19 protein-coding genes are annotated in these 18,700 nt (G+C 61.4%); 9 read left to right on the top strand and 10 right to left on the bottom strand.

The window, feature by feature from the left end; translation table 11 throughout:
* Positions 1-84: 84 nt before the first annotated feature.
* Both F6V30_RS02900 and F6V30_RS02895 read left to right on the top strand, forming a co-directional pair.
* A complete protein-coding gene (locus tag F6V30_RS02900; protein WP_151154993.1) occupies positions 85-2,571 on the top strand; it encodes a TIGR03960 family B12-binding radical SAM protein in 2,487 nt (828 codons plus the stop codon).
* 36 nt (positions 2,572-2,607) lie between these two features.
* The gene (locus F6V30_RS02895; RefSeq protein ID WP_151154992.1) at positions 2,608-4,131 is read left to right on the top strand and encodes an Rne/Rng family ribonuclease; all 1,524 of its coding nucleotides are present in this window, start codon (positions 2,608-2,610) and stop codon (positions 4,129-4,131) included.
* Between the two features lie 96 nt (positions 4,132-4,227).
* Here F6V30_RS02895 and F6V30_RS02890 read toward each other — a convergent pair whose 3' ends face one another.
* From F6V30_RS02890 to F6V30_RS02855, 8 genes are all read right to left on the bottom strand, one after another.
* The gene (locus tag F6V30_RS02890) at positions 4,228-4,416 is read right to left on the bottom strand and encodes a ribbon-helix-helix domain-containing protein (protein WP_149307765.1); all 189 of its coding nucleotides are present in this window, start codon (positions 4,414-4,416) and stop codon (positions 4,228-4,230) included.
* Between the two features lie 203 nt (positions 4,417-4,619).
* Complete coding sequence (locus tag F6V30_RS02885) at positions 4,620-6,920, bottom strand: sigma 54-interacting transcriptional regulator (RefSeq protein ID WP_151154991.1); 2,301 nt, start codon at positions 6,918-6,920, stop codon at positions 4,620-4,622.
* Between the two features lie 343 nt (positions 6,921-7,263).
* Entirely contained in the window at positions 7,264-8,586 is a 1,323-nt protein-coding gene (locus F6V30_RS02880; protein WP_246163154.1) for an ATP-binding protein, read from the bottom strand.
* Positions 8,583-9,245 carry a response regulator gene (locus F6V30_RS02875; RefSeq protein ID WP_149307761.1) on the bottom strand — a complete coding sequence of 221 codons (663 nt, stop codon included), beginning with the start codon at positions 9,243-9,245 and terminating at the stop codon, positions 8,583-8,585. The genes F6V30_RS02880 and F6V30_RS02875 overlap by 4 nt, the downstream gene beginning before the upstream one ends.
* Entirely contained in the window at positions 9,245-9,952 is a 708-nt protein-coding gene (locus F6V30_RS02870) for a phosphatase PAP2 family protein (protein WP_151154989.1), read from the bottom strand. The genes F6V30_RS02875 and F6V30_RS02870 overlap by 1 nt, the downstream gene beginning before the upstream one ends.
* Positions 9,953-9,970: 18 nt before the next feature.
* Positions 9,971-10,729, bottom strand: coding sequence for a COG4705 family protein (locus F6V30_RS02865; RefSeq protein WP_151156397.1), 759 nt, complete (start codon positions 10,727-10,729; stop codon positions 9,971-9,973).
* Between the two features lie 61 nt (positions 10,730-10,790).
* Positions 10,791-11,387, bottom strand: a complete 597-nt coding sequence (locus F6V30_RS02860; protein WP_151154988.1) for an undecaprenyl-diphosphatase — start codon at positions 11,385-11,387, stop codon at positions 10,791-10,793.
* Between the two features lie 328 nt (positions 11,388-11,715).
* Positions 11,716-11,946, bottom strand: a complete 231-nt coding sequence (locus tag F6V30_RS02855) for a hypothetical protein (RefSeq protein ID WP_149211975.1) — start codon at positions 11,944-11,946, stop codon at positions 11,716-11,718.
* A 394-nt stretch (positions 11,947-12,340) separates the two neighbouring features.
* Here F6V30_RS02855 and F6V30_RS02850 point away from each other — a divergent pair, with 394 nt between their 5' ends.
* The 3 genes from F6V30_RS02850 (at position 12,341) to F6V30_RS02840 (ending at position 14,633) form a co-directional block, all read left to right on the top strand.
* Positions 12,341-12,832 carry a hypothetical protein gene (locus tag F6V30_RS02850; protein WP_151154987.1) on the top strand — a complete coding sequence of 164 codons (492 nt, stop codon included), beginning with the start codon at positions 12,341-12,343 and terminating at the stop codon, positions 12,830-12,832.
* Positions 12,829-13,554 (top strand): M48 family metallopeptidase, encoded by a 726-nt coding sequence (locus F6V30_RS02845; RefSeq protein ID WP_151154986.1) that lies wholly within the window; start codon positions 12,829-12,831, stop codon positions 13,552-13,554. The genes F6V30_RS02850 and F6V30_RS02845 overlap by 4 nt, the downstream gene beginning before the upstream one ends.
* 116 nt (positions 13,555-13,670) lie before the next feature.
* Positions 13,671-14,633, top strand: a complete 963-nt coding sequence (locus tag F6V30_RS02840) for a Tim44 domain-containing protein (RefSeq protein ID WP_151154985.1) — start codon at positions 13,671-13,673, stop codon at positions 14,631-14,633.
* A gap of 119 nt (positions 14,634-14,752) precedes the next feature.
* Here F6V30_RS02840 and F6V30_RS02835 read toward each other — a convergent pair whose 3' ends face one another.
* Complete coding sequence (locus tag F6V30_RS02835) at positions 14,753-15,703, bottom strand: aldo/keto reductase (protein ID WP_151154984.1); 951 nt, start codon at positions 15,701-15,703, stop codon at positions 14,753-14,755.
* Positions 15,700-15,996, bottom strand: coding sequence for an integration host factor subunit alpha (locus F6V30_RS02830; protein WP_151154983.1), 297 nt, complete (start codon positions 15,994-15,996; stop codon positions 15,700-15,702). The genes F6V30_RS02835 and F6V30_RS02830 overlap by 4 nt, the downstream gene beginning before the upstream one ends.
* 150 nt (positions 15,997-16,146) lie before the next feature.
* Between F6V30_RS02830 and lexA the strand changes: the two genes are divergently transcribed.
* From lexA to F6V30_RS02815, 4 genes are read left to right on the top strand one after another with little or no spacing between them, the layout of a single operon-like run.
* Positions 16,147-16,752, top strand: coding sequence for a transcriptional repressor LexA (gene lexA / locus F6V30_RS02825; protein ID WP_151154982.1), 606 nt, complete (start codon positions 16,147-16,149; stop codon positions 16,750-16,752).
* Positions 16,753-16,787: 35 nt separating this feature from the next.
* The gene (dinB, locus tag F6V30_RS02820) at positions 16,788-18,023 is read left to right on the top strand and encodes a DNA polymerase IV (protein ID WP_151154981.1); all 1,236 of its coding nucleotides are present in this window, start codon (positions 16,788-16,790) and stop codon (positions 18,021-18,023) included.
* Positions 18,024-18,170, top strand: a complete 147-nt coding sequence (locus tag F6V30_RS16985) for a hypothetical protein (protein WP_191965555.1) — start codon at positions 18,024-18,026, stop codon at positions 18,168-18,170.
* Positions 18,171-18,198: 28 nt separating this feature from the next.
* Positions 18,199-18,678: a class II SORL domain-containing protein gene (locus tag F6V30_RS02815; protein ID WP_151154980.1), complete on the top strand. Its 480-nt coding sequence runs from the start codon at positions 18,199-18,201 to the stop codon at positions 18,676-18,678.
* The last annotated feature ends 22 nt before the right edge of the window (positions 18,679-18,700 follow it).

The following is an 18,700-nucleotide window of genomic DNA, read 5'->3' as shown; positions in this document are numbered from 1 at the left end:
TGGCTATTTCCCTTGCCATCATCCCTTCCGATTTGTTACAGTCCCTTGCCTTGCCATCACATTCTTAAGGATTGTCTTCCATTTATGAACCTCCTTGCCGTTGAAAAGCCCGCCCGTTACATGGGGGGAGAGATGGGCTCCATTCGCAAGGATGAGGCCGAACTGCGTTTTGCCCTGGCGTTCCCGGACGTCTATGAAGTCGGCATGAGCCACCTGGGGCTGCGGATCCTGTATCATGTTCTCAATGCCGCCGACGGGATTGCGGCGGAGCGCGTCTATGCCCCATGGCCGGATATGGAGTCCCAGATGGAGGCCGCAGGCTCCCCCCTGGCGACCCTGGAAAGCGCTACACCGCTGGCGGCCTGCGATATCATCGGTTTTACCCTGCAGTACGAGCTCTCCTATACCAATATCCTCACCATGCTGCGCCTGGCCGGCATACCGCTTTTGGCCGACGAGCGCCATGACGTTTTCCCGCTGGTCATCGCCGGCGGCCCGTGCGCCTATAACCCTGAGCCGCTGGCCCCGTTCTTCGATGCCTTCCTGCTGGGCGACGGTGAAGAGGCGGTGCTGGAGATCGCCGAGGCTGCGCGTCTGGCAAAGCGTGCAGGCCTGGGGAAGGCGGCGCTCCTGGAGCGTCTGGCCGCCATCGAGGGGGTATACGTCCCCTCGTATTTTGAACCCCGCTACCACCCGGACGGGAGCATCGCGGAGATTGTCCCGCTCAAGCCCGGCGTGGGGCGCGTGCGCCGCCGGTTTCTCGCGAACCTCGACACGGCACCCTATCCCGCTGCGCCGGTCGTCCCCTTCATGAAGACCATCCATGACCGGGTGGCGGTGGAGATTGCCCGGGGTTGCACCCGCGGCTGCCGTTTCTGCCAGGCCGGCTATATCTACCGGCCGGTGCGCGAGCGTTCGCCCGGAACCATCTTCGATCTGGTGGAAAAGTCCCTGGAGGCCACCGGCTATGACGAGGTGTCGCTCCTGTCGCTCTCTTCGGGGGACTATTCCTGTATCGCCCCGCTTTTGACCGGGCTGATGGAGCGCTATGCCCATGACCGGGTGGCTGTTTCCCTGCCGTCGCTCAGGGTCGGAACCCTCACCGAAGGGTTGATCGACGAGATCAAGAAGGTGCGCAAGACCGGGTTCACCCTGGCCCCGGAGGCGGGCAGCGAACGGATGCGCGGGGTGATCAACAAGGGCATCACCGAGGCGGACCTCCTGGAGGGGGCGGCCAACGTCTATGGGGCCGGGTGGCGGCTCATCAAACTCTACTTTATGATCGGCCTGCCGGGGGAGACCCTGGATGATGTGCTGGAAATCCCCGCCCTGGCGCGCCGGGTCAAGGACCAGGCCAAAGGGTCGGGTGTTTCGGGCGAGGTCAACGTGTCGGTCAGCAGTTTCGTTCCCAAGGCACATACGCCTTTCCAGTGGGAAGCGCAGATCTCCCAGGACGAGATCAGGGAGCGGCAGGGGCTGTTGCGCGGCGAATTGAAACGACGCAAGCTCAATTTCAAGTGGCAGGACGCCCCGCTTTCATTCATGGAGGGGGTCTTTGCCCGGGGCGACCGGCGGCTGGCGCCGGTGCTGGCGCGGGCGGTGGAACTGGGCTGCCGTTTTGACGGCTGGGGGGAGCACTTCTCGCCGGAACGCTGGCGGCAAGCCTTCGCCGACTGCGGCATCGAGCCCGAATGGTACTTGCGACGGCGGGCCCTGGACGAAGTCCTGCCGTGGGGCCATCTCGACTGCGGCGTTACGCGGGAGTTTTTGCTGGCGGAGCGGGAGCGCGCCTTCGCGGAGTCGGCGACCGAGGATTGCCGTCACGGCCGGTGCAGCGCCTGCGGCGTCTGCGACTTCAGCGCCGTGGAGCCGCGCCTCTCGCCCCATGACGCCGTGGCGGCACCGGCTGCCGCGGCACTGTTCGAGCCGTTGCCGGCCCGTATCCGGCTGCGCTTTGCGAAAACCGGCGCCATGCGTTTTCTGAGCCATCTTGAGCTGATTACGGTCTTCACGCGCGCCGTCAGCCGGGCGGGGGTGCCGATCCTTTTTTCCCAAGGTTTCCACCCCCATCCCAAATTCTCCTTTGCCACCGCCACCTCGGTTGGTATAGAATCCAGGGCGGAATACATGGATATGGTTGTGGCGGCCGGCTGCGAAGCGGCTGAGGTGCAGCGCCGGCTGAACGGCGTCCTGCCCGAGGGGCTGCGGATTCTGGAGGCGGAACGGGTGGACGTGAAATCACCATCTCTTTCGCCCCAGATGATCGCCACCCATTATCGCATAACCTTTACTAAAGCGCCCTGTGGCGATCTGCCTCAAAAATGTGAGCAGTTTTTGGCGCACAGTGATTTCGTCATTCAACGGATTAAAAAGGGCGAACGTCAAACTATTGATCTACGGTCGGAAACCGTCTCGCTCGTTGCCGGGCCCGACTCGCTGGACCTGGTTGCCGGCAGGGGCAAGCCGGTGGAGTATGCCCGCGCCATTACCGGCAACGATACGCTCGCCATGGATGACCTGCGGGTTGAAAAGCTCGATGTTGTTTTTGCCGCGCCGTCGCCACGTGACTGATTTTGAATGCATTTTATATAGACGGAGACAAATTGTATGGGAGTAGAACTGGTTATCAACGCCGCCTCCCACGAGACGCGTATCGCGCTGATTGAAAACGGCACCATTGCCGAGCTTTATATCGAGCGCAGCCGCGAACGGGGGATTGTCGGCAACATCTACAAGGGACGGGTCATCAGGGTGTTGCCCGGTATGCAGGCTGCCTTCGTGGACATCGGCCTGGAGAAGGCGGCATTTTTGTACGTGGCGGATGTCTTTGACGCCATTGAGGAGTATGAGTCGCTTCTGGACGAGGGCAAGAAGGAACATGAGCCCAACGTCGAGCAGCCGGAATCCGCCCATCCCGACTACAAGCCGTTGCACCCCATTGAAGAGCTGCTTCAGGAGGGACAGGAGCTGCTGGTCCAGATTTCCAAGGAGCCGATCGGCACCAAGGGTGCGCGCATCACCTCCCACATCTCCCTGCCGGGCCGCCATCTGGTGTACATGCCGACGGTGGACCATGTGGGCATTTCCCGCCGCATCGAGGACGAGGCCGAGCGGGAGCGTTTGCGTGAAATCGTCGACCGCCTCAAGCAGAGCGGCTCGGGGTATATCGTCAGGACGGTCTCGGAAGGGAAAAGCGAAGAGGACCTGCTGTCGGACATGCAGTATCTTTCCACGCTGTGGGCCGAGATCGCCAAGCGCAGGGAAAAGGCTGCGGCCCCTTCGTTGGTCCATTCCGACCTGGACGTGGTCCAGAAGGTGGTGCGCGACATCGTTACCGAGCAGGTGGACCGGATCATCGTGGACTCGAAGCCGGATTTTGACCGGATCGTCCAGTTCATCTCCACCTTCATGCCCAAGATGAAGTATTCCATCGAGCTCTACGATGACGAGGAGCCGATCTTCGACCATTTCGGTCTGGAGGTGGAGATCAGCCGGGCGCTGGGCAGAAAGGTCTGGCTGAAGAGCGGCGGCTATATCATCATCGAGCAGACCGAGGCGCTCACCGCCGTGGATGTGAACACCGGGCGCTTCGTGGGCAAGCATAATCTCGAGGACACCATCCTCAAGACCAACCTGGAGGCGGTCAAGGAGATCTCCTATCAGCTGCGGCTGCGCAATATCGGCGGCATCATCATCATCGATTTTATCGACATGGAGAAAGAGGTCAACCGGGACAAGGTCTTCACCGCGCTGGAGGAGGCCCTCAAGGGGGACAAGTCGAAGAGCAACATCCTCAAAATTTCAGAACTGGGCCTGGTGGAGATGACCCGCAAGCGTGTACGGGAGAGCATCGGTCGGATGATGTGCGAGCCGTGCCCGTACTGCGAGGGGCGCGGTTACATCAAGTCGAAGATTACGGTGTGCCATGAGATCTTCCGGGAGTTGCGCCGCGAGATGCTGGATATCAAGGGGACCAAGGCTACGGTGTCGGTCCATCCCCAGGTGGCGGACCTGCTCTACGATGAGGAGCGGCGGGGGCTGGAGGAGTTGGAAAAGCGCTTCAAGAAGCGTATTACCGTGCGGGCCAAGCCCGGTTTCCACCAGGAGCAGTTCGAGATCCTGATAAACTGAACGGCTCTGTGGCCAGTGGTTGCGAAACAAAAGGCGTGGGTAGATATAACTACCCACGCCTTTTGCGTGTGTCCCGTATGCCTGTAGAATGAGGTCTTAGGCGGCCTTCTGCTCCAGGTTCGTCTGCTGGTCATGTTGGGCCGAGAAGTATTCCATGGCCTCGCGCATGATGTCGGATACGCTCTTTTTGGTCTTGCTCATCAGATTTTCCAGGTGCTCGCGCTCCTCGTCACTGATGCGCATCGAAATTACGTTGTAACGCGGATTTTCTCTCATTCTGCCCATGTTCGGTTCCTCCGTTTTTTTTATGTGGTGTGATATGGCACGCTTAAGTAAGTGCTCATTCTATTGCCATATCTATGCCAAAACGGAGTATACACAAAATTAAGTAATATAAACGGTATGTTACTGATTAGAGGTAAGCCATTCGTCCTTGGCTTGGAAGAAAAGTGTGCACAATCTGGCGCACGCATGGTCAAAAGTATACACTATTCCGGGGTCTCCTGTTCCGCTGACTTGGTCCGCACCCGCTGGACGATTTCAAGGCCGTGTTTTTCCAGAAGGCGGTAAAAGGTCCGTCGGGGGATATTGGCCAGCCGGGCCGCCTTGGCCACGTTGCCGCCGGTTTCTTCGAGATAGCGCTGGATCAGGTTTTTTTCGGTGCGGCTGATGTGCAGCTCCCGTTCGGCTTTGAACGAGGCATGGCGGCGGTTGACCTCTCCGTTGCTGCACCGTTCGTAGGTGTCGGCAAAGATGGTGGGAAGGTTCTCCAGCCTGATGATCGTGCCCTTGGTGAGGACCGAGGAGCGCTCGATAACGTTCTGCATCTCGCGGATATTGCCGGGCCAGGGGTAGTGCTGCATGGCCTTGACGGCCCGGTCCTCGATCCCGGCGATGTTCTTGTTCAATTTTTTGCGGGCCTTGTCGAGGAAATGCTCGGCCAGGCTCGGGATGGAGTCCTGCCGGTTGCGCAGCGGCGGCAGATGAATATTGAAGACGTTCAGACGGTAGTAGAGGTCTTCACGGAACCACCCTTCGCTCACGCCCTGTTCCAGATCCTTGTTGGTGGCGGCAATCAGGCGCACATCCACCTTTTTGGGCGCCGCCCCCCCCACCGGCCGCACCTCGCCCAGGTCGAGAACCCGCAAAAGCTCCGCCTGCAGCTTGGGGGTGATGTCCCCGATCTCGTCCAGGAAGATGGTGCCGCCATTGGCGGCCTCGAAGAGCCCCTTCTTGTCGCCGATGGCGCCGGTGAATGCCCCTTTCTTGTGACCGAACAACTCACTCTCCAACAGGGAGTCGGTAATGGTCGTGCAGTTGACCGTGACCAGCGGCTTGTCGTTGCGCAGGCTCAGGCGGTGGATGGCCCGGGCCGTCAACTCCTTGCCGGTGCCGGTCTCGCCCCTGATGAGGACCGTGGTCGGCGTCGGCCCCACTTGGCGGATCAGTTCCAGCACCTCCTGGATCTTGCTGTCGTTCCCCACAATCGGGTCGTCGCCCAGCTGCCGGTCCAGTTCGCGCCGGATCAACTCGTACTTCTGCATCAACCGCCCCCGGTCGTCCTCAACCTGCTGCAAATTGTGGGGGAGGCACATCTCGATGTCCGCCAACCCCTGAAAAACGGCCACGGCATGTTCCCGGCAGGTGTTATAGCCGCAGGCGCGGCAATTGAGCTCGTCGCTTTGCGTAAACTTGTTGGTGGAGTGCAGGATGCGTTTGATGTCGTCTTTGCCCGGACTCGGCAGCCGGCACGATTTGTCCGAGTAAGGGCGCATCAGGTCGGGTATGGATGCCGTGGAGCGGTAGTGTGGCGCCGTTTTGTAGGGGAGCGTACTGTCGTTGTAATTGACGATCAGTTTGCGTTTATAAAAATGATTAAGGGCCTGATTACGGGCGGGGCCGTCGACGCAGCCGCCGTCACAGAGCCGTAAATCCACAAAAGATGGCGTGATCCGCCCGGCAGCAAGATCGCGGATGATGTCGATGGCGTGATTTTCGCCCTCGGCGGAGATGATCTCCGTATCCAGGAAATCCGGTTCAACCTCGAACACCTTGAGCGGGCCGCCGGTAAGGGTGAATATGCGTGCGTTGTCCGGGTCAAGGCCATCGAAGGGCGCTTCCGCCAGGGATGCCGGGTTGATGCCCCGCCCCTTGAAAAATTTATCGATCTCCTGGTAGGTGAGGACCACATCGATGGCGCTGGACGATTCCGCCGCCTGTACCTCGAATTTGCCGGCAATGCAGGTGCTGATATAGATGACCTTGGTATCCTTGCCGAGGATGCCCTTGATGAAACGACCCATGGCGATCATGGGTGAAACGACCCCCGCCAGGTTCGGGATCAGCTTGGGGTAATGGCGTTCGATCAGGCTGACCACCGCAGGGCAGTGGGAGGAGACCAGGGGAATCTTGGTCTGTTGCAGCACCTCTTTGTACGCGTCGGCAATCATGCGGGCGCCGTAGGCCCCCTCATGCACCTCGCGGAAACCGAGATTTTTCAGCGCGGCCACCAGCTGCCCGGGAGTGATGGCGTGGAAGAATGCCGGGAAGGAGCACCCCAGCACGGCCACAACGGGCGCGCCCGATGTCAGCAGTTCTTGGGTCTGCCCCATCCTGTCCACCACGGCCTTTGCCTGTTGCGGGCAGCTCAGGCAGTTGCCGCAGCCGATGCAGCGGTTGTACATGATCTGGGCAAATCCGTTATCGACCTTGATGGCCTTTACCGGGCAGCTGCGTACGCACGAGTAGCAGAGCCGGCAGCGCTCCTTGAAGGTGATGATCGGTTCCATGGCGGTGTCCCTTGCATTTTATGGAGTGTTATTGTGGGATACTATACTGAAAACGGAAAGTGTGCAAGGAGTGACACAGCTGCGGTGGTTTTTTTACAGGGCAGTGTTACCGGAACCATGATGTGGCCGTTTGGGACAGCTTAGGGTGCCACTGCATGTGTAAAAATTTAGCCGAAAGAGGGGGAAAATGATGTGCGATTTTTTGACAGAGGGGTCAACCACGACGTGAGCGGCGCAGCAATGCCCTCTGAGGTGACCATAGGGATGAAGACCTTAGGGAGTGCGCACATTCTGAGGTTGAAGGAAAGAATCCTGAACCCGTGAGGGGGCCTCCTCAAGCGGGTCAGCCGGGCGGAAATAGATAACGAAACAGGGCTCCTGCGGCACCTTCCCGATTACGAAGCGTGACGGTCCCGCCCAACCGGTCGGCAATACTGCGCACTATGGCCAACCCCAGGCCGCTGCCGGTTTCATCGGTGCCAATGACCCGGTAAAACGGCTCAAAGATCCTCTTCTCCTCGTCGGACGGAATCCCCCGGCCGTTGTCGGCCACCTGAAAGACCACCCGGCCTTCCTCGCGGTACAGTTCCACATCCACGATCCCGCCGGCCGGGGTATAGCGGACGGCGTTGTCGACGGCGTTACGCATCAGGATGGTCAGCGCGTCGGTAGGGGCATTCACGACTACCTCCTCAAGACGTTCACAACCCAGGTCGATCCCCTTGGCCGCGGCCATCGGCATCACATCCTCGAGCACCTGCTGGACGAGACGGTCCAGGCGAAATTCGACCGCGGGAACGGCACTGGATTGTTGCCGCGCCAGAGAGAGTAATTGATCCAGCAGCGAGCGGGTACGGGCCAGACCTTCCTTGAGGTGCCGGAGGCGCTCCTCGCGCTCCCGGGGCTGGTCGCTCCGCTCCAGGTTTTCCGCCTGCAAGGTCAGGGCTGTCAAAGGCGAGCGCAACTCGTGGGCGGCATCGGCGATGAAACGGCGTTGTTGGGCGAGCGTATCGTCGAGCCGCTGCATCAGGCCGTTGATGGACGTTACAAATGGCCTGATCTCCTTAGGAACGCCGTTTTCGGGGAGCGTTGTCAGATTGGTGTCGTCCCGTTGGTCCAGCTGCCGGGAAAGGCTGGCGACCGGTGCCAGCGCGCGCCGGACGAGCCAGGCGGTCAAAAGGCTTAGGAAGGGCACCAGCAGCAACACCGGCACCAGGGTGCGCAGGCCGCTCTCCCGGGCGGTCTCGTTGCGAACGGCCGTCGGCTGCCCCACCGCAATCCTCAAGCCCGACGGCAGGGTGCGAACAAACAACCGCCAGGTCTCGCCTTGACTGTCGATGGTCTGGAGCCCTTCCGGGAGGTCGGGCGGAATCGCGGGCCGCGTAACCTGGACGTTCTGCCCCGCCGACACCGGCGTCCCCAGAGGGGCGATGATGATCCGCGCATCGGGGTCGTGCCGTTTCTCTGCCTTGGTTATTCCGGCCCAGGGCTCCACGGCCTTGTCGGAACGCCCGACCAGCAGTGCCACCTGTTGGAGCTGGTCATCCTGCAGCTCCTGGGCCTCCCGGAAGGCCAAAAAAAAGGAGCATCCGCCGGCGGCTATGCCGCTGATGATCGTTACCAGGGCAATCCAGCCGGAAAGCTGGCGATGCAGAGACCTATTCATGGGTGCCGATCCACCATCCATCCCAACCCCCTCACGTTTCTGATCGCCTCACTGCCGAGTTTCTTGCGCACGGAGTGGATCAGAAACTCGACGGCATTGCTCTCGACCTCCTCGTTCCAACCATAGATGCGGGTTTCCAGATCCTGGCGCGACAGGATGGCGCCGGGCCGCACCAAGAGCGCCTGCAATAGGGCGAACTCCCGGGCGGACAGGCGGCAGCGCCGCTCGCCGAAGCCGGCCTCCTTGGTCACCGGATCGAGACACAGAGCACCGTTGGTTAACAGCACTGCAACCTGCCCCCCCTTGCGTCGGGCAACGGCCCGCATGCGGGCCAGCAACTCCCCCGCGGCGAACGGCTTGACCAGATAGTCGTCCGCCCCCAGATCCAGCCCCCTGATGCGGTCATCCAAGCCGTCCCGAGCCGTAACGATCAGCACGGCGGTTGCGTCGCCACGGCTGCGCATCCGCTCCAGAACCACCAAGCCGTCCTCTTTGGGCAGCCCCAGGTCAAGGAGCATCACGTCGTACTCGCCGGTCTCGACGGCATCCAAAGCCTGGTCACCGTCCCGCACCCAGTCCACGGCATAGGCGGCATCCTTCAACGCCTGCATCGTCGCTTCACCGATCATCCGGTCGTCTTCAACCAGTAGCACCCGCATCAGATCTCCTGTAATTCACCGTGATTCGCCAAATATACCACATCCACCCCGCGCGGCAACAGCAGGGCCGACAGCGCCAGCGCCGTCAGATAGACCATCCCCCAGGCCCAGAGGATATCGCTCAGGAAATGCCCACCCTGGGCTATGCGGGCGTAGCTCATGAGCAGGCCGAAGACAAGGCCGCCCGCCAGCCACCTCCCGGCAAGCGCAGGCTTGGTGCGGCGATAGATGAAAAACGGCGCAGCCAGGTAGAACGCCGCCGAACCGTGGCCGCAGGGGAAGGAGCGCCCCTGGCCGTCGATGCCCCGCTGCCAGGGGTGGAGAAACTGCTTGGAGCCGCCGAATTGCACGATCTCACGGGGCCGTGGCCGGCCCCAATGATCCTTGAAAACGCCATTTACCACAACCCCCGGCCCCAGGGCCAGGAGCAGGACCAGAAAAATTCCTCGACGGCGCCACGGGCGCCACGAAGATTTCGAGTTGCCGTAGCAGGCGGCACACAGGCCAAAGAGCGCTATGGCGAGTGCCGGGTACCGGTCCAGGCGATAGAGCAGTTTCCAGGGGAACCGCTCCCCGACCGGCCACCCGCCGGACCGGTAGAAATGGGACGAGACCACCAGATCTGCCCCGGTAGCGGCAATTACGGCCGTGGCTACCGTCAGAAATACCAGTACGAGCAACGCCTCGCGCCATGTGTTCGCCTGCATAGAGTCTCCCGTTCTCAATCAGTGGTGTTTCTGTGCGGCCATTTGCGGAAAACTGTACAGGCTTATCAGTATCAACGTAAGAAGCACCGCCGACGCCGAGTAACGGCTGAGCGCCAGTCCTCCGGAACTGTGCGGCTTGTCGAGCAGGTCGCCAACCACCGCCCCGAGCGGGCGCGTAAGGATGAATGCCGTCCAGAAAAGCGTCGTACGGGATATGCGTGTCCAGTAATATGCGGCAACAACAGCCACCAGCAGCATGGTGAACACAACGACGCCTTTCGCGTAGCCAAACCCTGCCGTATCAGCGGTCCAGTCCCCAAGCGCGGTGCCGAGGGTCTGGGAAAACATGATCGTCACCCAGTAAAAGATCTCTGCCTTTTTTGTCCGTACCGTATCGATGGAGACAGACCCCATGGTGCGATACCAGGTGAACAGGGAAGCCACGAGTAGGGCAAACAGAAGCGATGCGCCCCCGGCATAGCCGATACCCAGGGAACGATCGAAAAAATCGGCCAGCGTAGTACCCACTGTGGTCGTTGCGATGATGGTCGTCCAATACAAAAGCGGGTGATAGCGCTTGGCTGAGACCTGGGCGGTGACGGCGGCGGCAAAAAGTGCGGCGAAGAGTGCCGTCGCAACAAGATAGCCCAGGTTCATGGACATGGATACTGCGTCGCCGCCGGTTTCACCAAGGGTGGTGGCGGCGATTTTGATGATCCAGAAGACGAGTACCGCCTCTGGAACCTTGCTTACGTTCTCTTTAACGGTGCTGTTCATGCTTGATCCTTCTTCGTGCGGTGATTTCATGTGAGTTTTCCGAAGCTTTTTACGTATGACGTTACTTCAATATCCAGCCCCGCCGGATCAGCGGCGTGGCCGCCAAGCGATAGCATGCCAGGATGGGCCGGTAGAGCCGCCCGATAAGGTGCCGTCTCTGGTACAGGGCCAGTCGGGCAGCCGTCAGGGATACCAGGGCCGCGCCGGCCATATCCAGTGGGAAGTGTACCCCCAGGTAGATTCGCGCCCAGGCCACCGGCAGCCCCAACAACGCGAGGGCAAGACCTGCGGCCCGGGTGCGTTCGTGCAACAGAAGGCTGAAGGCCACCGCCCAGATCAGGGTCGCATGATCGCTGGGGAAGGATGAGTCCGGGGCATGGGCGAGAAAGGTGTGCCCCAGGCCGATCATAAAGGGGCGCGGATGCTGCCAGAAGAGGCCGATCCCCTGATTGATCAGCAGCCCGGCTCCACCCGATGCCGCCGCCTCCAGCATCAGCCTGCGCTGTCGTCCATCCCCGCGGAGCCAGCCGAGTGCCAGGATCAGCGGTATCAGCCAGATCGTCCACTCGGCCAGCCCACGCGCTGAGGCCAGTAGCAATGCCTGGGGGTGCGCCGGGGCGTTGATCGTCAAAAACAGTGCTTCGTTAAATTTTTCCATGGCAATTTCGCGGCGGGAGGTGGGGGTGCGGCCGGTGATTTCCTCTGCTTTCTAAGATGGCTCAATCTTTTTCCTGCGAATTCTACTATTTTCTCCTTGGGGCATCGTTGCGGCGATGTCGTATGATAGGACTCTATAGGGGGAAACTTAGCTGATGATTAGCTGGGGGATTTTTTTGCGAAACCGGTTCGGGGCTGCACCGGTCGGTGGTTTGAAGCGATGGATAACGGTGATGTCCTGCGTGCGGTAGGGTCTGGGTCGGGACGCAAAAGGCCGCATACAGTGATGTATGCGGCCTTTTTTTGTTTTCCTTTAGGAGGAAAAGGAATTACTTGGCAGCCGGAGCAGCAGCGTCAGCAGCCGGAGCGGCTTCTTTTTTCTCAGCTTTTTTGGCTTTCTTTGCTTTTTTGGCTTTCTTAGCCGGTTTCTTCACTTCTTTTTTTTCAGCAGCCGGAGCAGCGGCGTCAGCAGCAGGAGCAGCAGCGTCAGCAGCGAAAACAACAGCCGAGAAGGACAGGGCTACGATAGCGGCAACGATGGTGGAGAGAACTTTTTTCATTTGTACTACCTCCGAAGAAATTTAAAAACCTGCGAAAGAAAGAGCATAAGTGGTGCCAATTGTGGTCGATGTATAAAAAATATGAATAATCAGCGTGTTGTATTTTCCTTGTTTTGAGGGGGCGGATCTTTTGTACCTGAAATGAGGTATTGCCTGCCCCATATAAGCCATTGTAAGCATATAGACACGATATAGCATAAGGATGGCACTTTCCGATTTTGCCACTCTTTCCGCCGGAGAAGCTCCTTTCAAGAACAGACGCGGGTTTCGCGCCACCGGCTGTGGGGCAGGGGGCTCAGACGCCCATCACCTTGACCGGAGGGCGCCTCTGGCGTACCATACTTCTCAATGGGCAACCTCGGAAAGGACCGCCGGCAATGCCGGGAAAACGGCCATGAATGTTACGCTCCACAAGGACCGGTCCGGCATCTGGAGCCGTGCGCAACGGCGCTGCGACCTGAAGAGTTGGCAGCGTCTCTGGCTGGTGACGGGGGGCGCGTATCTGCTCATGCTTGTCGCCACCGGTTGGCTGCTCATGCCGGAGCGCCGGCAGGTGGACAAGGCCATGGTGTTCGCCGTTACGGAAGAGGCGCGCCGGTACGACGGTCTCGCCTTCGTGGGTGATTCCCCCGAGAAGATATTCGAAGCGGCCCGCACCCAGGGATATGGCCCATGGATCGCCCAGGTCCGCAAGGCCTACCGGATCGGCAGGGAGGGTGATGGGGGCTTTGACAGGATAGGGAGGGAATACCGCCAGGCCGTGGAAACCCTGACATCGAGACGCCTGAAGTTGTCGGGCTGGCTCTTTGTCGCCTGGGCCGTACCCATGGGGGGGCTCTACGCCATGGGCAGCCTGATCGGCTGGATCAGGCAGGGGAGATCGTGACCGTTTCCAAAGTACAACTTCGCCTCGACGCCATCGAATGCCATGGCATGGTGATCCCGTTCCAGTACTGCCATGCCCGGCGCCGGACCCTGGGCATGACGGTCAGGCCGGACAAGTCGGTGATCGTCAGGGTTCCGGTACGCACCTCCCTCGGGGAGATACGGGACTTCGTCTCCCGGCGGGCCGCGTGGATCGCCAAGGTATGGCGGGAGTTCGACAGCGCGCCGCCCAAGCCTTGCCAAACATACGACCCCGGCGCGACCTTCTGGTTCCAGGGGCGGGGGTATGGATTAAGCCTGGAGCGGGGCACGGCGGAAGCGGTGGCGCTCAGGGGGGACACGCTGGTGGTTGCCGCCCCGGACGAATTGGGCCCTCGGGCCACGCGCCTGCTCATCGACGCATGGTACCGCGATCAGGCGGCGGGGCTCTTTCGGGAACGGGCAATCGAGTGCCATCGGAGGATGGGGGCGGAAGACCTTCCCCTTCCCCCCATCGTGATCCGCTCCATGAAAAGCCGCTGGGGAAGCTATTCGTACCGCACCGGCCGCATAGCCCTCAATCTCCACCTCATCAAAGCCCCTCCGGCGTGTCTCGACTACGTGATCATCCACGAGTTGTGCCATATCAGGGAGCGGCACCACGGACCCGGCTTCTGGAACCTGGTCGAGCGTTACGTGCCGGACCACGCCGGGCTGCGCAGGCAACTCAACGGCATCATGTAGCGCTGCCTGCCGCCGCCCAGCCTTCGTATACCGGGGAGCGCGCCGCCTGCATTGACATATGGCGCAGCAGTGGTTACCCTTTCTGCAAAGCATACCTCGGTTAAAAAGGAGTCACGATGAAAAATAGATATCTGTTGGTGGTGGTTTTCAGCCTGGTGGCCATGCTGGCAGGCGCAACCCTCGTCACCGTCGAGGCAGAGGCCCGCGCCGGCGGCGGAAAATCCTTCGGCAGCCGCGGGTCGCGCAGCTATTCCCAGCCGGTGTCGCCTTTTTCGCAGCCCCGCCCCAGCCAGCAGGCTGCGCCCCAGCCGTTCTCGCCGTCGCCCTACCAGGCCCCCCAGCCTGCCGGCGGCGGTTTCCTGCGCAGCATGGCCGGCGGTCTTGCGGGCGGCCTGCTGGGCGGTATGCTATTCCGCAGCATGGGTTTCGGCGGCGGGATGGGGGGAGGCTTTGGCGGCGGGATCGGGCTGTTCGAGATCATCCTGATCGCCGGGATCATTTACCTGGTCTACCGGATCGTCAAAGGGAGGCGTAATGAAGCCGCCCCCTACCAGAGCCCCTCTGCCATGGGAGGGTACTCCGAGCCCGAGGCACCCCGGCCCATCCAGTCGGCCTACGCCGATACCGCCGGCGACCTTGCAGCGGGCCTCTCCCACATCAGGCAGATGGACCCGGGTTTTGATGAACAACGCTTCGCGGACGGGGTCATGGATATCTTTTTCAAGATCCAGGGTGCCTGGATGAACCGGGACCTCAGCAGTGTGACGCCGTTATTGACCCCGGATATGCGGCGCATCTTCCAGGAGGATATCGACCGGCTGCTGCGTGAGCACAGGGTGAACCGGCTGGAGAATATCGCCGTGCGCAACGTGGAGGTCAGCGAGGCGTGGCAGGAGTCGGGCCAGGACTATATCACGGCCCTGATCTACGCCAACCTGCTGGACTATACGACCGACGACGCGAGCGGCCAGGTGGTGGAGGGAAGCAAGACCGATCCGGTGAAATTCGAGGAGTTCTGGACCTTTACCCGGCCGGTGGGCAACAACCCGTGGCGGCTTTCGGGAATCGACCAGAAATAATTCCGTCCGCAGCGTCACACAGGCAAACGGCCCGGCCAGTTAGAGAACTGGCCGGGCCGTTGTGTTCATGGCTCTGTAGTTTCCTGAATCCGGGAGGTCCTCAGGATCCAGGGTTTCGTTCAGACCACCCGGATGAAGAACTCGGGGCAGCCGGAACCGCAGTAGCCGCACAGCACGCAGGCCGCCTCGTCCACCACCGCCTTGCCCTCCACCAGCGACAGCGCCTTGCTGCCGCAGATCTCGACGCATTTGCCGCATCCCTTGCAGAACCGCTCCATGATCAACAACTTGCGGCGCCGGCTTTCCAGCCCCTGCCAGACCGCCTCATCCATCACCTCGCGCTCGAAGAAGGCGACGTTGGCGTCGATCTCCTGTTCGGAAAGCATGCCGACGGCGACCCCGTGGACGCCTTCGAGACCAGCCACGAAGGCCATGCTTTGGCGCGCCTCGGCGATCAGGTTGCCCCCCGCCAGCGCCTTCATGGCGTAGACCCCCTGGCCGGAACGGGCGCAGGCGGCGATGGCCAAGGCCATCTCTGCGGCGGTTCCATCCAGGATGCCCATGCCGTTTTTGTTGATCAGGGGGTGGACCACCTCGAACTCCGGGTGGGAAACGGCCTTGCGGAAGGCCTCGATATAGTGGGAGGAGAATCCCACATGGGCGATCTTCCCCTCCTGCTTCATGGTGAGGAGCGCTTCCAGCACCTCGGCCCGTTCCGTGAAGGGGTCGGCCACCCGGGCGCCGTGGATATGCACGATATCGAGCCGTTCCCTGCCCAGTTCCCGCAGGGCCTGTTCCACATGTGCGCGGGCGGTGGCTGCGTCGGCGGCATGGGTCTTGGTCGCGATGGTCACCTCGCCCCGCCAGCCGTCGAGCCCTTCCCGGATATGGGGATAGGTCCCGTAGAGCGCGGCCGTGTCGAGCATGGTGACTCCCCGCTCAAGGGCATGGCGGATGAGCCTGCCTCCCTCGCGGGGGGCAATGCCGGCCTGGAGGGGCCCCAGGGGGAGTGTCCCGTAGATGAGCGGAAAGATGCCGATGCCGGTGGCGCCGAGTTGTACCCGTTTCACGCCGACTCCTGCCCCGTATCGCCGTTGATTGCCGCCCGCAGCAGGTTGCTCGGCTTGAAGGTGAGCACCCTCCGGGGGTCGAGTATGATCGATTCTCCGGTCTGGGGGTTCCGGCCGCGCCGGGCGTTCTTCTGTTTGACCTCAAACTTGCCGAAGCCCGAGATCTTGACCTCCTGACCGGTTTCCAGGGTAGCCTTGACGATGCTGAAAACCGATTCAACCAGATCGTAGGATTCCTTTTTGGCGAATCCGCACGTTCTGGATACGTTCTCCACGATGTCCGCTTTGGTCATGTTTGCCTCTCATCTGAGTAATAGTTCAGAAACATACACTAAATGACTCAGTTATCGCAAGCCCGGCGAAAAAAATTTCGCAACCGGGCACACTTGACATCCGATTTGCCATCCCTTATGGTATTCATATGAATACCATAAGGGGGCGCCATGGAGGAACTGACCGGCCGCCAGAGGCAAGTATTGGATTTTATTGCTTCGCACATCGACGATAGCGGCTACCCGCCCACCCAGCGGGAGATCGCCCGCCACCTGGGGGTCAGCGGGACGCTGCCCGTGGCCAAACACCTGGCCGCCCTGGAACGGAAGGGGTGCCTCAGGCGGGACGAAGGCTCCCGGGGTATCGCCCTGGCCGGGTTCGCGGGCGGGATGCAGTCGCTTCCCATTGTCGGAACGGTGCGGGCCGGCAACCTGTCCCCCGCCATCGAGGATATCCAGGGGTATTTTGCCGTTGACCGGAACGAGATCAAGGGTGCCGGCTGCTTTTTCCTCCGGGTCAGCGGCGATTCCATGATTACGGCCGGCATCTTCGACGGCGACCTGGCGCTGGTACACCCCCAGCCCATAGCGGAGAACCGGGACACCGTGGTGGCCATGGTGGACGGCGAGGCCACCCTGAAATGGTTTTACCGCGAGCATGACTGCATCCGCCTCCAGCCGGCCAACCCCAACATGAAGGCCATTATCCTCCGTCCCGGCGACGGAGAGGTGAGCATCGTCGGCAAGGTCATCGGCATCTACCGCCGCATGGGATAACCTTTGGCCGCCTCGGAGCGTTCCGGTACACAACCATGAAACCTAGAACCATTCTCCATATCGATATGGACGCCTTCTTCGCCTCGGTGGAGCAGCAGGCCAACCCCGATCTGCGGGGCAAGCCGATTGCCGTCACCGGCGCCGGTCACCGCACGGTCGTGACCACATCCTCCTACGAGGCCCGGGCCTGCGGCGTGAAGACCGGCATGGCGGTGTGGGAGGCGAAGCGCTGCTGCCCGCAGCTGATCGTCGTCACCGGCAACAACCGGAAGTACACCGAAACCTCCCGGCGGATCATGGCGATGATGCAGGATTATACCCCCGAGGTCGAGGTGTTTTCCATCGACGAGGCCTTCATGGATGTGACCCGCTCCCTTTCGATCTTCGGCACCGGTGAGAACATCGCCCGTCAGATCAAGGCCCGCATCCGGGAGGACCTCGGCATCACCTGCTCCGTCGGCATCGCCCCCAACAAGCTGCTCGCCAAGCTGGCCAGCGACATGCGCAAGCCGGACGGGTTGACGGTCATCGTCCCGGCGGACGTACCGAGGGTCATGGAACGTCTGCCCATCGGGGCGCTGTGCGGCATCGGCAAGAAGATGCAGCGCCATCTCAACCTCATGGGCATCTATACCTGCGGCGACCTGGGGCGGTGCGACGAAACCCGGTTGACCCGGAAGTTCGGGGTCGTCGGCGCCCATCTCAAACAGATGGGGCTGGGCCGGGACGACTCGGCGGTCATCCCCTGCGGGGAAGAGGATGAGGTCAAATCGGTCAGCCACAGCATGACCCTGGAACGGGACATCGAGGAGCGGGACGACATCCTCCGTTTCCTGCTGCAACTCTCCGACATGGTCGGCAGCCGGGCGCGCAGGTACAGCGTGGCCGGCAAAACCGTCGGCCTGTACGTGCGCTACGCCGATTTTTTTACCAGTTTCGGCAGGCAGGCGACGCTTCCCGGCTACATCAGCCTGAGCGGCGACATCTACCGGGCGGCCCTGTCGATCCTGGACGGCGTGGAGCTTGAGCGGCCGGTCAGGTTGCTGGGGGTGCGGCTCACGAACCTGAAACACCAATCCGAGCAGTTGCCGCTCTTCGAGGACGAGCGCAAAAGGCTGGCAGCCGCCCGGGCGGTGGACGATCTCAACCAGCGCTTCGGCTCCCTGGCCGTTACCTTCGGCACCCTCCTCCCCGCCGAAAAATCGGGGGTCTCCCGTGTCATCTCCCCGGCTTGGCGGCCGAGCGGGATCAGGGACGTGGAGGTGAAATGAATGCCGGGGCGAAAAAACATCCTCTCCGCCGACTCGGCCCGTTGCGCAACCGGGAACCTTTGGTATCATGGTGTGGTGATGGCGCACGGAAAAAGCGCCACGGTGATCAGCGGCTCCAGCGCCGCCTCGTGCGGAACAGGGGCGTAGCCGGCACCATTCGAAAGGAGAATACCCCATGGACAGACGCACGTTTCTGAAGGCAACGGCCATCGGCTCGATCGCCACCGGCATCGGTTCCACCCTGGCGGCGGCGGAGCGCTATTTCCCCACCAAGGTTGACCAGGCGCTTTTCGAGGGGACCAACCGGGTGAAGGACCCGGCCAAGAAGACCCCCCTGGAAAAATCCCATGCCCCGGCCATTTCGGCACCCGCTTCGGTAAAAGCGGGGGAACCGTTTACCGTCGAGGTCTCGGTTGGCGAAAAACTGCATGTCATGGGGCCGGCCCATTGGATCGAATACATCGCCCTTGCCATCGGCAACGAGCCGGCCGGTCGCATAGAGCTCCAGCCCAAGGGATTCCTGAGCCCAAGGGTTACGTTCACCGTCGTCGTCCCCAAGGAAGCGGCCCCGGCCGGAAAGGTCACCCTGGTTGCGTCGCAGCACTGCAACCTCCACGGCACCTGGGAGTCGGACCTGGACATCTCGGTTGTCTGACGGACCGGTGCACGCAGGGGGG

Source organism: Oryzomonas sagensis (assembly GCF_008802355.1).
Classification (GTDB): domain Bacteria; phylum Desulfobacterota; class Desulfuromonadia; order Geobacterales; family Pseudopelobacteraceae; genus Oryzomonas; species Oryzomonas sagensis.
This window is presented reverse-complemented; position numbering and strand designations above follow the sequence as displayed.